The sequence below is a fragment of the Micromonospora sp. NPDC006431 genome (genome assembly GCF_042870725.1).
Lineage (GTDB): Bacteria > Actinomycetota > Actinomycetes > Mycobacteriales > Micromonosporaceae > Micromonospora.
This window is the reverse complement of record NZ_JBIAHQ010000012.1, coordinates 28,707-41,264: the sequence shown is the minus strand read 5'-3', so window position 1 is coordinate 41,264 and position 12,558 is coordinate 28,707. Positions and strand designations below refer to the sequence as shown.

The 12,558-nt window shown below is 68.8% G+C and carries 15 protein-coding genes and 1 pseudogene; 6 read left to right on the top strand and 10 right to left on the bottom strand.

Going from position 1 to position 12,558, the window contains the following annotated elements; all coding sequences use genetic code 11:
• Positions 1-278: 278 nt before the first annotated feature.
• Entirely contained in the window at positions 279-713 is a 435-nt protein-coding gene (locus ACFYM6_RS21160) for a GNAT family N-acetyltransferase (RefSeq protein WP_387278120.1), read from the top strand.
• A gap of 232 nt (positions 714-945) precedes the next feature.
• Entirely contained in the window at positions 946-1,173 is a 228-nt protein-coding gene (locus ACFYM6_RS21155; protein WP_387277870.1) for a hypothetical protein, read from the top strand.
• 326 nt (positions 1,174-1,499) lie between these two features.
• Here ACFYM6_RS21155 and ACFYM6_RS21150 read toward each other — a convergent pair whose 3' ends face one another.
• Positions 1,500-1,967 (bottom strand): AAA family ATPase, encoded by a 468-nt coding sequence (locus tag ACFYM6_RS21150; protein WP_387277868.1) that lies wholly within the window; start codon positions 1,965-1,967, stop codon positions 1,500-1,502.
• A 178-nt stretch (positions 1,968-2,145) separates the two neighbouring features.
• Positions 2,146-2,694: a YceI family protein gene (locus ACFYM6_RS21145; protein WP_387277866.1), complete on the bottom strand. Its 549-nt coding sequence runs from the start codon at positions 2,692-2,694 to the stop codon at positions 2,146-2,148.
• A gap of 319 nt (positions 2,695-3,013) precedes the next feature.
• Here ACFYM6_RS21145 and ACFYM6_RS21140 point away from each other — a divergent pair, with 319 nt between their 5' ends.
• Positions 3,014-3,484 (top strand): UPF0158 family protein, encoded by a 471-nt coding sequence (locus ACFYM6_RS21140; protein ID WP_387277864.1) that lies wholly within the window; start codon positions 3,014-3,016, stop codon positions 3,482-3,484.
• A 6-nt stretch (positions 3,485-3,490) separates the two neighbouring features.
• On the opposite strand, the pseudogene ACFYM6_RS21135 reads toward ACFYM6_RS21140, so the two are convergent.
• The 3 genes and pseudogenes from ACFYM6_RS21135 to ACFYM6_RS21125 form a co-directional block, all read right to left on the bottom strand.
• A pseudogene (locus ACFYM6_RS21135) lies at positions 3,491-3,687 on the bottom strand (nucleotide pyrophosphohydrolase); the annotation flags it as partial.
• A gap of 50 nt (positions 3,688-3,737) precedes the next feature.
• Positions 3,738-3,953 (bottom strand): DUF397 domain-containing protein, encoded by a 216-nt coding sequence (locus tag ACFYM6_RS21130; RefSeq protein WP_387277862.1) that lies wholly within the window; start codon positions 3,951-3,953, stop codon positions 3,738-3,740.
• On the bottom strand, positions 3,946-4,836 hold the full coding sequence (locus ACFYM6_RS21125; protein WP_387277860.1) for a helix-turn-helix domain-containing protein: 891 nt from the start codon (positions 4,834-4,836) through the stop codon (positions 3,946-3,948). Before ACFYM6_RS21125 ends, ACFYM6_RS21130 begins: the two co-directional genes overlap by 8 nt.
• A 269-nt stretch (positions 4,837-5,105) precedes the next feature.
• On the opposite strand from ACFYM6_RS21125, the gene ACFYM6_RS21120 reads away from it, so the two are divergent.
• From ACFYM6_RS21120 to ACFYM6_RS21110, 3 genes are all read left to right on the top strand, one after another.
• On the top strand, positions 5,106-5,405 hold the full coding sequence (locus ACFYM6_RS21120; RefSeq protein ID WP_387277858.1) for a DivIVA domain-containing protein: 300 nt from the start codon (positions 5,106-5,108) through the stop codon (positions 5,403-5,405).
• Positions 5,402-5,653, top strand: a complete 252-nt coding sequence (locus ACFYM6_RS21115) for a hypothetical protein (RefSeq protein WP_387277856.1) — start codon at positions 5,402-5,404, stop codon at positions 5,651-5,653. Before ACFYM6_RS21120 ends, ACFYM6_RS21115 begins: the two co-directional genes overlap by 4 nt.
• Positions 5,654-5,804: 151 nt before the next feature.
• A complete protein-coding gene (locus ACFYM6_RS21110) occupies positions 5,805-6,215 on the top strand; it encodes a DUF2267 domain-containing protein (RefSeq protein ID WP_387277854.1) in 411 nt (136 codons plus the stop codon).
• Positions 6,216-6,358: 143 nt separating this feature from the next.
• On the opposite strand, the gene ACFYM6_RS21105 is transcribed toward ACFYM6_RS21110, so the two are convergent.
• The 5 genes from ACFYM6_RS21105 to ACFYM6_RS21085 all read right to left on the bottom strand — a co-directional run bounded on the left by ACFYM6_RS21105 (position 6,359) and on the right by ACFYM6_RS21085 (position 12,541).
• On the bottom strand, positions 6,359-8,746 hold the full coding sequence (locus tag ACFYM6_RS21105; RefSeq protein ID WP_387277852.1) for a WD40/YVTN/BNR-like repeat-containing protein: 2,388 nt from the start codon (positions 8,744-8,746) through the stop codon (positions 6,359-6,361).
• A gap of 143 nt (positions 8,747-8,889) precedes the next feature.
• Entirely contained in the window at positions 8,890-9,360 is a 471-nt protein-coding gene (locus ACFYM6_RS21100; protein WP_387277850.1) for a hypothetical protein, read from the bottom strand.
• Positions 9,361-9,378: 18 nt separating this feature from the next.
• Complete coding sequence (locus tag ACFYM6_RS21095) at positions 9,379-10,191, bottom strand: carbohydrate ABC transporter permease (protein ID WP_387277849.1); 813 nt, start codon at positions 10,189-10,191, stop codon at positions 9,379-9,381.
• A gap of 65 nt (positions 10,192-10,256) precedes the next feature.
• The gene (locus ACFYM6_RS21090) at positions 10,257-11,270 is read right to left on the bottom strand and encodes an ABC transporter ATP-binding protein (protein WP_387277847.1); all 1,014 of its coding nucleotides are present in this window, start codon (positions 11,268-11,270) and stop codon (positions 10,257-10,259) included.
• The gene (locus ACFYM6_RS21085; RefSeq protein ID WP_387277845.1) at positions 11,267-12,541 is read right to left on the bottom strand and encodes an ABC transporter substrate-binding protein; all 1,275 of its coding nucleotides are present in this window, start codon (positions 12,539-12,541) and stop codon (positions 11,267-11,269) included. The genes ACFYM6_RS21090 and ACFYM6_RS21085 overlap by 4 nt, the downstream gene beginning before the upstream one ends.
• Between the last annotated feature and the right edge of the window lie 17 nt (positions 12,542-12,558).

Genomic DNA, 12,558 nt, shown 5'->3' with positions numbered 1-12,558 from the left:
TCTTATGCCGACCCGCATGCCTCTGACCCAGCAGTCGTCGCGCTTGCCCTGCGAGACGGCCGCGCCGGGTGGTTGAAGCCCAAGAAGACCTCGGACAGGTCCTTGTAGACCTGCGAGCGGCCGCCGGCCACCACCTCGGCCCGGATGCCGGCGAACACTTCGGCCGGGGGCCCTCGGAGTTGGCGTCGGTCTTGAGTATCAGGGGCGGGGCGGCGGCGTCGAGGAGGACGCTCCCGGCGGCGATTCCCGGGCTGACGTTGCGTCGCCCAACCCAGTCGATGTCCACTAATCCCCGTACACGGGGTCGGGATGAAAATCGGCGGGAGGGTGGTTGTCGTTGCACGTGCCGCGAGCGGAACTCGGTTCGGGGCGCGCAGCGAGACCCTCGACCCGAAGGAAGCATGATGAGCGAGACCCTCGAAGTCACCGACAATCCTGCCGAGAGGCGCTATGAGGCGCGCCTCGACGGCGCATTGGCGGGGTTCGCGGAGTACATCCGAACGAGCAACTTGATCGCATTCGTGCACACAGAGGTGGACCCCCGGTACGAGGGTCGGGGGATCGGCGCCGCACTCGTCCGAACCTCCTTGGACGAAGCGCGCGCAGCTGGCCTCCCTGTGCTGCCGACCTGTCCGTTCTATGCGGGCTGGATCGCCCGCCACCCCGACTATCAGGACATCGTTTACCAGAGCCGGAGCCGCGTAGCGGATTGATCGAGGCGGCCCCGGCCGGACGTCGCGGCGCCGTCGGCATGGCGCCGAACGCGCGGCCCAAGCGCGGACGAACAGCGGATTTCTGAGCGGCGGACCAAGGTCGGCGGCGTCGGACGGCTGGGACAACGCACAGGGACCCGCCGCGACGCTCTTCGCCGTATCGGTGGCTTCTTGTCTCACCCATCTGGCATGTCCCGAGTGTCTGCATCGGTGAGGATGAGGGCATGTCTGCATGGAACAAATGGTTGCCCGGCTCGTCGCCGTCCTTGGTGCGGTCGTGCTCTCGGTGTTCGTGCCGTTCGCGGCGTGGGCGTCCACGGGGACCGGTGAGCGGGTGGTCGTGGCCGTCGGGAGCAGGCCGCGGGGCGGCGCGGGCCTGGTCTGCTGCCTGGTGGTTATCGTCGTGGGCGTGCTGCTGGTGCTGTGGTTGATGCGCCGCCGGAGGGGCAGGCCGCGCTGACGTGGTCGGGCGGGACGAGGCGCCCCGCGCGTGGTCGCCTCCGGCTCCCAGGCCACCGCTCCTTGATCTCTCAAATAGATCGAGCTGACCTGCGGGGACTCCGAGTCGAGCCGCAGGCCAATTTGCGGAACGGTCATCCGCCCTCGCTGGTCTGCCTGGCGGACCCTGTCGCCGGCGCCTGCCGGGTCGGCCTGCCCTGCGTGTGTACGGCCTGATCATGGTGCTGGTGCCCGGCGACCCTGATCACAGTCCAGGCGCCGGATAGCACGCTCAGCGAATGGAAGTACTCCCGGGACCTGCCGCTACTTGAACTCCTCACTTTTCAGTCAGCCTTCCATCGGCTCGATCCGGAACCCGCCCCTGCCGGCGATCCGGACCTCGTACAGCAGGTCGAATCCATCGACCTGCCGAGGGCGTCGCAGCCGCTTGAGCGTGTCATACACCCCGACGTCCGGCACCCGAGCTCGATCCTCACGGGCGGCGTTGCGGTCGAGCGCCGCAGGCAGATCGGGCCGGAACCAGTACCCGACCGTCCTTGCACCGTGGACGCGAGCGGCCTCGATCAGCGGTTGCCACTCCTGCGGTGAGGGATTGGTGTTGTCCACCACGACACAACGCCCCGCGGCCAGCGCCTCATCGACCAGACGCATCTGGCGGCGCTGACGATGGCGGGCATTCGGGAAAGCGTCCTTGCTGACCACCAGATGGGTGTCGGCCAACAGCCGCCGGCAGAACGCGGTCTTCCCCGATGCCTGCAGCCCGATCAAGATCGCCAGTTCCAGCCCGTCAGCCATGGACCGCCTCCGGTACCCGCTTCTCACGCACCGACAAAGACCTGAACGTTGCGGGGGCAAGCGGCGACCCGAGGAGCTGCAGCAGTTCGGTAGCGCGACAGCGTGGTGAGATGACTGCCCTCGTACACGAGCACTGCGCCCGAGCGGACCACGGGCCGTACGTGCGGTCTACCGCAGGTCAACCTCCGAGGTCGACCTCGATTTCCACCTCGACGTCGTCACGGACCCTGAGCGCGCCGAGAAACGCCGAGTACGGCTTGATTCCGTACGCCGACTGCGTCACCACCGTGGCGGCGCGGTACCGGTCGGGCGTCACCTCACGCACTTCGATGTCGATCGGGCCGGCGGCCCCATGCAGCGTGAGGGTTCCGCTGATCGTGGCATGGTCGTCGCCGACGACAACGCGGCTGGACTCGAAGGTGGCCGTCGGATGGCGATCCACGTCCAGCGTCCGCCGGGCGTTGTTCTCGATCTCGCCCCGATCCTTGTCAGTCAGCGGTCGCGCACCGCCGGTGCCCTGCCGCACGGCCAGCGATCCCAACCCGACGTGGGCCGTCGCGGTGGCATCCGCCGGTCCAGTCTCCGGAACATCCAACTCCACCGACCAGTCGGTCACCTCGATGGCCAGGTCGTGCCCGACGGTCGAGCCGATCCCCGCGCGGCGGGTCCGCAGCAGCATGCGCCCCTCGTCCGGGCCGAGTCGCAACCGTCCGGTTCTGATCTCCACCCGCCAAGCGTACGCGGACATACCAGATCAATTCCCTCTCTAGCTCCGACGAGGGCGAGTCGGCGACCAGGCTCGTCGCCGGCCCGCCCGCGCCGGTGCCCGAAGGACACGAGCATGTTCGAGTCCATCCGCCAGGGCCGCTGAGCAGCGACCTCCGACGCGGTCACCGAACTGACCGGCCGTAAACCGGCCTCCCTCCGGGACGTGCTCAACGGCGCGAGCCTGGGTGTAGGGAACCAACGACGTGATCCGCCCAAGCGTGGTCCGCGGCGTATTCTCGGTGGCTTGAGAGCTGCCACGGCCGGCGAAGGCGGAACGGATGCGCGATCCACACGACTTCGACCTCGAGGAGATCGCTACTGCGCTGGAGGACCAGAGCGCGTACGAGCACCGGTGGCTGATCGACCCGGCAACCGGAGAGGTGATGTTCTGGACCGCCGATGGCGGCATCGACGGTAAGACACCCGTCGACCTCGACGAACTCGATGTGGTGTCCATCGACTCGTTGCCGTCCTACGTGTGGTACGAGGACATGGTCGACTTCGCGGACCTGCTCAGCGACGAGCGCGCCAGCCGACGACTGCATCGAGCGATCGACGGCAGGGGCGCCTTCCGGCGCTTCCGGAACGAACTGTATGAGGAGTACCCGCACCTGGTGTCGGTGTGGCAGGACTTCCGCAACGCGCGTGCCCTCCGGCGAGCGATCGCATTCCTGGCGGACAACAACCTCATCGCGGAGGATGCGTCGGATCGAGCCCGGGCCGAGCACCCTGATCCGGCGGTGCCGTGATCCTCAGATCTCCGACCGGACACGCGCGCAAGCCTCGGGATCGTCCATCACCGCGGCGGCCTGCTCGGGAGTGAGCCACTGGAACTCGGCGAGGAGTTCACCGACCTCGCCGGCGAGGGCCATGGTGAGGTTCTTCGGCGTGTGGAACTGCTGCCAGTCGCGTTCCTCGGCGAAGCCCGCACGCGAGTCGTCAGGTCGTTCACCTGGAGCAGTCTTCCACGGCTGGCTCTGCTGGTAGTCGAGCTGCTTCCCGCTATCGCGTCGGGCTGTCCACGAAGCCGCCACCGTTGATCCGCTGCACGAAGCTGACCCACGCCGTCGGTACGAACCTTAGCTGCGCGCCAAGCTGGTCTTTGGAATCACGTACGGCGACGATGCCGGAGATGTTCGTGGCGACCTCGACGCACTCGCCGCCGTTGCCGCCGCTGCGGGTGCTCTTGCGCCAGACGGCGCCGGTCAGGTCAGTCATGCCGCAGCTCCCCGATGATCCGCTTGATCGTGTCCCTCGATTCTGCCTCACTTTGCGCGAGCTGAGCCACGCTCGCAAAGGCCCCCTCGTAGGCCCGCAGCTCAGCAGGCTTGTCGAGGTAAAGCGCACCGGTGAGCGACTCGCTGTAGACGACTGATGGCTCTGGCGCCGCTCGGCCTCCCTTGGCGATCGGAAAGTCGAGGATGACGAAGGACCCGGCGACGGCACCGAGGTGCGGCCCGGCGGCGAGTGGCACCACCCGCACTGAGGCGTTGCGCCGCTCGGAGGCTTCGAGGAGGCCGTTGAGTTGGCCGATCATGATGGCCCGTCCGCCCACTCTGCGCCGCAGCACTGCCTCAGAGATGACCGCGTCCAGCCTGGGCGGTTGCGGCAACCGGCGGGTCAGCAAGTTTTGCCGCTGCAGGCGTACCTGGACGGAGTGCTCGCGCTCCTCGTCGGTCGCCGCGGGCTGATCGATGCGCGCCAACGCCTGAATGTACTCCCGGGTCTGCAGCAGGCCCGGAATGACGGTCTCCTGGTACTGGCGAAGTTTGGCGGCGGCGGATTCCAGGCCGACGTACAGCTCGAACCAGCTCGGCACCGCGTCCCCGTACGCGTGCCACCAGCCCTTCGACTTCGTCTCGGTGGCCAGGCCCTTCATCGCCTCGGTCATCTCTTCCGAGACTCCGTACAGCTCGCACATCGCCTTGACGTCGAGCACCCGGACGGCGCCCAGGCCGCACTCGATGCGCCAGATCTTCTGCCGGCTGTATTCGAGGGCCTCGGCCGCGGCGTCCAGGGTCACGCCGGCCTCGGTGCGGTACTGGCGCAGCAGCCGGCCGAGCTGCCGGCGCGGCACGGTCGATCCGATCTCCTCGGCCATCCGAACACTCCTAGATTTCGTCCTGCAACACTGCGTGACGCCGCTCTGCAACACATACAGGTTTCAGTAAAGAAAGTCAATACATCTGGCGAGAAATCCGCTGTGGAACGTTGCGCTGGTGCTTTCCGGTGTCACAAGCTGACCACAAGAGCCGTGTTGCCGTACCGCTGAGTGGAGCTGCGGTGGCAGGGCCCGGGGTGGGTCCGCCTGTGCGGGGAGGGCGGGTGGCCCCACCCCATCCACCCACGACGAGCGAGGGAGACTGCGGAATGACCGTCCGCAACCAGCGACCGGCCCGGGGGAGCGGAGCGACCTACCGCTCCAACGCGTACACCAGTCTGCCGCCGTGGCAGGTGCGCGAGCGCCGCTTCAAGCCGGTCGGGCTCGGACGCCGCGGCCTGAACCCCGACGACGTATACGCGTTCCTCGACCGGGTCGCCGGCGACATGGCCGCCGTCTACGCCGCCCTGGCCGCCAGCCGCCGGGAGACCGCCGTCATCAAGGACGCCCTGCGCCGCTGGCAGTCGGACCAGGCACGCGCCCGCGACGCCCGGGGACACGAGCGGTGACCCAGCGGTACGTCATCCACCTGCCGGTTGTCGCCACCGACCTGGCCGCCGCGCAGCGCCTGGCCCGGGTGGTCGGCCGCTGGCTGATCGTCCTGCCGCAGACCGACGCGGGGGAGACCACCGTCTCCGCCGAGGACGACCAGAACGTACGCCATCGTGTCTTCTGCGACCTGCTCATGCCCGGTGGCCGGCGCTGCCTGCTCCGCGCCGACCACGACGGCCCCTGCGCCCGCCGGCTGCGCCGCTGACCCGCCGCAGCGCGCCTTGGTGATTCACCCGATGGGGATGAGGCAGGGTCACCCACCGGCGCAGGAGGCTGTTGGCAAGGCGCTGCGGCGCATTGGGGTCAAAGGCTCGCAATGGGCGGTTCGACGGCGATCCGGCCGGAGAGGAGATCAGGTGGAATACCAGGATTTCATCAACGCCGTGGCCACGCGGGCAAAGGTGTCGACCGATCAGGCGGCGACACTCACCGGCGCGACGTTGGAGATATTGGCAGATCGGATCAGCGCCGGCCAGGCTGAGGACATTGCCTATCAGCTTCCGGACGAGCTGGCCGATCACCTGAGCAGACCGCTTGGACGGGAACGGGCCACGTCGTTCGGATTCGAAGAGTTCCTGCGGCGGGTGGGGGACCGCCCGGACGTCGACCGTGCGCTCGCCGGTGCCGTCGTCCCCGCGGTGCTCACCACGCTGCGTGAGGCTGTTTCCCGTGAGGAGTTCGAGAACGCGATGGCCCAGCTGTCGAAGGAGTTCTGGCAGGTGATCGAACCGGTGGGTGCCGGTGGCGGACGGCGCCGCGGCTCGTAGCACCCACGTCGAGGCAGCAGATGTGCTCGCGTCGCACCGCGTCGGCGGGGCGGCCTGGGCTCCCGTCGGTGAACGGCAGCAACAATGAGGGCGGGGATCTGGAGGCAAGCCTCCAGATCCCCGCCCCGACTACATCTGGACCGTTATCCCGCTCGGCACGAGGCGAGCGCCCCCACAACGCCGACGCCCGGCGCGCGCAAGGGAAGCTTGGTCGAGGCCGCGGGGCACCGGGGCACCGCGAGGTCGTAGATGCCCCGACCGAACGAGGCGACACTCAACTGGCGGGTCGGCTCGTGGTAGCGCATGTACATCACGGCCGCGTTCGGCAGATCCGCGCCGAGGGAGGCCCACTCGCCGCCGTTCCAACCGGAGACGTACACCCCGACATCGGTTCCGACCAGCAGCAGCCCGTCCGAGGTCGGTACCACGGAGTTCACCGGCGCGTCGGGCAGGCCGCGGCCGATGTCCGTCCAGGTGCGTCCCCCGTCGGCAGTGACCATGACGTGCGGGCGGTCGCTGCCGGAGCGGAAGCCGGAGAACGTGGCGTAGGCGATGTTCTTGTCCTTCGGGTGCACCGCAACCCGGGTCACCCACGTGCCCGGCAGTTGCGCCTGATCGACCCGGTTCCAGTTCTGCCCGAGGTCGTCGGTCCACCACAGCCGGCCGTCGTCGGTGCCGACGTAGAGCTTGTCACCGTCGGTCGGGGCGGCGGCGAGCGTGCTGACGGTGCCCCACGGGTAGCCGGACGGGTCGTTGGGGCCGCCACCGGTGAGGTCCGGGCTGATCGCCTTCCACGTACGACCGTTGTCCGTCGACCGGTTGACGATGTTCCCGGCGTAGTACATGACGTTGGGGTCGCTCGGGTCGAACTGCAGTGGCGTCAGCCAGTTGCGCCGCTGCGACACCGTCTGGCCGGTGCTGATGCTCTGGCGAGGCGTCCCACCCGCGTTCTCCGACCGGTAGCAGGCGCCGTACTGGCTGCACCCGAAGACGATGTTCGGGTTCTCGGGGTGGATGATCACCTGGAGGCCGTCGCCACAGCCGATGGCGTTCCACGCGCCACCCGGACCGTTGTAGCCGCGGTTGCAGCCGTTGTCCTGGGCGCCGCCGACCTTCAGCACGGGGTCGGTCTCCGCGACATCCACGGTGTAGAACTGGGTGTACGGCTCGTGGGTCGACTTCACCCATCCGCTCGCGCCGTTGTTGTCGGACCGGTAGAAGCCGCCGTCGTTGCCCAGGTAGGCACGGTTGGGCGTCTTCGGGTCCCACCGCAGCACGTGCTGGTCGGCGTGCGGGCCGCCGACGGAGGAGAAGCTCTGCGCGCCGTTGGTCGAGCGCATCAGGTTGACCCCGGTGAGGAAGAGGTGGTTGTGATCCTTCGGGTCGACGAAGAGCTTGCCGAACCACCAGCTGAAGGTGGACTGGGATGCCTGGTTGGCGGTGACCGGGGTCTGTGTCCAGGTGTCGCCGCCGTCGTCCGAGCGGTAGAACGCGCGGAACGGGCCGAGGGCCGTGCCGACGTACGCGTACAGGCGGTGCGGGTTGCTCGGGGCGACCGCCAGCCCCCATCGGCCCTGGTCGGCGTCGGTCGGCAGGCCGTTGGTCATCCGCTGCCAGGTCTGGCCGGCGTCGTCGGAACGCCAGATGCTGGAGCCGGGGCCGCCGTAGGTGCGCTGGTGCGGCTCGCGACGGTGGTCCCACATCGCCGCATACATGCGAGCCGGGTTGCTCGGGTCGATGACCACCTCGGTCGCGCCGGTGGTGTCGTTCGGCGCGGCGAGGACCTGGCGCCAGGTGCCGCCGCCGTTTTCTGAAAGATAGACGCCCCGCTCGCCGCCGGGGACGAACAGGTTGCCGGTCGCCGCGGCGAAGATCCGCTCTTCGTTGCTCGGGTCGATGGCGAAGCGGGCGATGGCGTGGCTGTCCTTCAGGCCGACGTGCTGCCACGTCGCACCTCGGTCCTGAGAGCGGTAGATGCCGTCGCCGCCGAAGGTGATCGAGCCGCCGCCCGGCTGCGGCTCACCGGTGCCGGCGAAGAGCACACCGTTGCTGGTCATGGCGACCGCGCCCATGCTTTGGCCGGAGTTGCCCGGCCACGCGGCGGTGAACGTCGCACCGGCGTCGCTGGACTTCCAGATGCCTCCCGAGGCGGCGGCGATGAAGATCTGGTCCTCGACCTGGGGGTCCACCGCGATGTCGACCACCCGACCGCCGATGTTGGTCGGGCCGAAGAAGTTCCAGTTCCGGTCGGCCAGGTTGCGGTAGACGCTGCGGGTGTGCGCGGCGAGCTGGTTTGCCTCACCGCGTGCCTTGGCGTACTTGGCCGTGGACAGCTCTGTGCTGCCGTCGCTGAGCCGTTGGGCGGTCATCCATTCATCGGGCAGCTCCATCGGCCCCGTCGGCGTGCTCGTGGCCAACGATTCCTGGCCGTTGGCGGACGTGAGGGATGCCGTCAGCGCGACCGCGGTGAGCAGCGCCAGGCCTGCTGCCACCGTGAGGCCGCGACGACCTCGCAGGAGGGTTCGATTCATACAGGATCTCTCCCTGTCCGTCGGATGCGACCGGGATGACCGGTCGTCCGTACGCACCTTAGACACGGTGGCGGCAAACGTCACCAAGCAGCTGATGGGATTCGTACTGTCGGGTTAGGACAGCTGTTGAGCCGGTCCGGTGCCTAGTCGGTGTGGAACTGCGGAAGCCCCGCGTCGTCGGAGTCCGGGCCCACCACCGCGGTCAGGCTCGTGCCGTCCGCGCAGAGCGCGCCGGCCCGCAGGTACATCCGCCGCTGCGGCGTGCGGATCAGCACCTCAGCCTCGAACGTCTCGTCCTCGGCGCGCAGCAGGTCGATGTCGTCGCGGTTTTCGTAGTGCCCGCGTACGTCCAGTGGGGTCATCCGGACGGTGGCTTCAACCGTTGTCAGCACGCCCTGCTCGACCACCGAGGTGACCCGCGCACCGTCGGGCAGCACCAGCCCGGTGACGTCGGCGCTGATCTCAGGGTCTTCGTCGAGCGGCACCCGGTCGCAGCTGGGCAGGTTCGCGAGCATCGCCCGGCCGGGATCGGCGCCGCGGTGTGAGTCCGTGCCGCCGCCGCAGCCGGCGAGCGACGCGACCGCGACGACGAGGGCAACCACCCGGACTCTCACCGAAGCAGGATGTCACGCTCAGCGCAGTACGCGCCAGCGTCGCACCATCAGCAGTTGCAGGGTGATGATGACGCCGGTGACCGCCATGAGCATGATCGTGATGAGCGAACCGTAGGCGAACCCGGAGAACTCGAAGACCTGGTCGAATATGTACACCGGCAGGTACAGCGTGGCGTTGGCGGGCCGACCGTCGGTAAGGACGTACGCCGGAACGAAGTTGACCTGCAGGGTGAGGATCGTGTCACGCACCGCGAGTAGCACCAGTACCGGCGCGAGCAGCGGCAGCGTGAGCCGCCGAAGTTGACCGATCGGGCCGCAGCCTTCCAGCGCCGCGGCCTCGTACAGCCGGCCGTCCAGGAGTCGGCGGGCGGCGAGGACCACGATGAAGCCCTCCCCGATCGGGAACGCCAGCATGAGGACGACCCCGATCCGCGCGGTGGTCGGATCGGCCAGCCAGGTGTAGCCGGGGTGGCCGAATAGTCCGAGGAGTTGGTTCAGCGGGCCGTACATCGGGTTGAGCACCCAGAGGAACAGCACCGCCAGCGCCACGTCCGGGATGACCGTCGGCAGGTAGACAGCGGCCCGGAACAACCGACCACCCGGGCGCGGTGCGGCCAGTAGCAGCCCGAGCCCCACGGCGGCGAGCAGCCGGACCGGTACCGCCAGCGCCACGTGGAACAGCGACGCCTGCAGACTGTCGAGCAGGAAGCCGTCGGAGAGCAGACGACGGACGTTGGCCAGGCCCACGAACTGTGGATCGCGGGTGAGCCCGGTGTGGTCGGTGAAGGCGTAGCCCACATTGAGCAGGGCGGGAACCGCGATCAGCAACACGACCGCAGCGGCGTACGGTGCGAGAAACGCCCAGGCGGTGAGGGGACGCCTGGCCCGGCCAGTCTTCACCGGCGCCGCCCATTGTCGGCATCGAAGCGGTGGATCCGGCTCGGGTCAGGGCGAAGCCGTACCCGATCACCCGGCCGCACACCCGGCCGCGGCCCGGTTCGTACCGCCAACCGGGTACCGTCCGCAACCCGCGTGAGCACGATCGCCTCGCTGCCGAGCGCCTCCACCGCCTCGACCGCGGCTTTCAACGGTCCGTCGGCATCGAGAGCCAGATCCTCCGGCCGTACGCCGATCGTCACATCGGCCGTGCCGCCCAGCACGCCCCCACCGGGGACCAGATTCATCGGTGGACTACCGAGGAAACCGGCGACGAAGGTGTCGGCCGGCCGGTCGTAAACCTCCTGCGGCCTGCCGACCTGGCGCACCTGCCCGCCGTGCAGCACCGCCACCCGGTCGCCGAGCGTCATCGCCTCCGCCTGGTCGTGCGTGACGTAGATCGTCGCGGTGCCGAGCTCGCGGTGCAGGGCCAGCAGGTCGGCGCGGGTGGCGAAGCGCAGCGGAGCGTCCAGGCTGGCCATCGGCTCGTCGAACAGGTAGACGCGGGGATCGCGCAGGACAGCCCGGGCCAGGGCGACCCGCTGACGCTGCCCGCCGGACATCTGGTCGGGGTAGCGGTCGAGCAGGTCCGCGATGCCCAGACGCTCGGCGGCCTGCTGCGCCCGCTGTTCGGCCTCGCCGCGTCGGACCCGGCGCACCCGCAGTCCGAAGAGCAGATTGCCGCGCACGGTCAGGTGCGGGTAGAGCGCGTAATCCTGGAAAACCATCGCCACCGCGCGTCGGTGCGGCGGGAGGGCAGCGACATCCTGACCGTTGACGACAATCCGGCCGCCGTCAGGCCGCTCCAGTCCGGCGATCAGGCGCAGGATGGTCGACTTGCCCGAGCCCGACGGTCCGACCAGGGTCACCAGCTCACCTACCCGAACCTCCAGGTCGACGCCGTCGAGGGCGGTGACCTTTCCGTACGACTTGGCCAGTGACTCCAGCCGGATCGCGTGGTGCTCGATGCTCACCGGCCGGTTCCCACCTCAAGGGTGAACAGTGGCCGGATCTGCTCCTCCAGTTGACGCAGTCCTTCCTCCCGCCCAACCCGTCCGTAGAACACCTCTTCGAAAAGTTTGTCGGCCTCCCGCTCCACCCGAGCCCAGGTGGCAGTGCGTGGTGTGCTGCGCAGGTGCGGCTCGGCGTCCAGGAAGACACCCGACGAGCGTGGGGGCCGATCCGCGGCGAGAAACGCGGGGGAGTTGGCGACGTCGAGGCGGGAGGGCACCGTACGGCCCGACTCGGCGAGAATCTCCTGACCCTGCACCCCCATGGCGAACTCAATGAATCGCCAGGCGGCACCGTGGTCTGACCGGCCCGCGCCCATGCAGTAGGCGTCGCTGTGCAGGATCGAGGCCGGTACCCCTCCTGGCGCCACCGGCAGTGACGCCGCATCCCACTCGAAGCCCTTGATGGTGCGCAGTGTCGGCACCGCCACCCGACTGTTCAGGTACATGCCCAAGCCGCCGCGCAGGAACCGTGCCTCGCTTGATTCGCTCTGCTCCTCGGCGTCCGGTGGCACCACATGGTGCACCAGTTGGAGGTCGAGGAACCAGTCGAGGGCCTTGCGCGTGGCCGTGTTGCGGGTGAGGGTCAGCGCGGCGGGCTGGTCCGTGTCGTCGACGAGTTCACCACCGTTGGACCACACGAACGGCGCGACCCGGGCGATCGACGGCGCCACCCCGACACCGTACACACCGTCGCCGGTCAATGCCTGCGCCGCCGACAGGAAGTCCGCCCAGCTCCAACCCGCCTGCGGCAGCGGCACGCCCGCCTTGGCGAACAGGTCCGCGTTGTAGTAGACGACCAGCGAAGACATGTTCTGCGGGAGGCAGGTCAACGTCTCCCCGTCGAAGCGGAAGGCCTCCCGCGCTCGCGGGCTGAAGTCCTTTTCCTTCAGCACCTTGCTACCGTCCAGGTAGGACTGAACGGGCTCGATCGCTTTCTGCGCCGCGAACTGGCCGTAACGGCGGTAGTTCAACAGAAAGACATCGGGGGGATTCCCGCCCGCAAACGACGTGGTCAACCGAGCCATCAGTTCGTCCTGCGTGGCGACCGGGGAGAGCGTGACATCGATGCCGGGATCGGTCTTCTCGAAGGCGGCGACCAGGCTTCGGTAGCCGGCTATCTCCTCGGCGTTGCCCGCCAACACCACGCTGACGCCTGCCGCGTCGTCCGTGCCACGGGCGCCACCGCAGCCGGCGCCCGAGCCGACCATCAGGGCCGCGGTGGCGAGCGCCACCCACCGTCGTACACCGC